Origin of the sequence: Mammaliicoccus sp. J-M41 (assembly GCF_022385935.1) — a bacterium.
In the GTDB taxonomy this organism is placed as follows: Bacteria; Bacillota; Bacilli; order Staphylococcales; family Staphylococcaceae; genus Mammaliicoccus; species Mammaliicoccus sciuri_A.
In genome coordinates, this window is the sequence record NZ_JAJNIR010000110.1 from 1 (window position 1) to 235 (window position 235).

Consider the following 235-nt stretch of genomic DNA (forward strand, 5'->3'; position numbering starts at 1 on the left):
TGCCCTATGTACAGAAAAAGGCATTACCAGAAGCATGTCCCGTAAGGGAACGCCAGCTGATAATGCCCCAATAGAATGTTTTCATGCCTCTATAAAGTGTGAAACATTCTACTTAAACAGTGAGCTTAGAAGCTCTAATACCATTGTAATAGATATTGTCGAAAATTACATTGAAAACTATAATAAAGTTAGAATTCAACAAAAACTAGGCTACTTATCCCCTATAGAATATAGG

Annotated in this window: 1 protein-coding gene; it reads left to right on the forward strand. The window is 35.3% G+C overall.

Features of this window, described 5'->3' with window-relative positions:
* Window positions 1-235, forward strand: a 235-nt coding sequence (locus LQ686_RS14100) for an integrase core domain-containing protein (RefSeq protein WP_239733468.1), incomplete at both ends; no start/stop codon positions are given.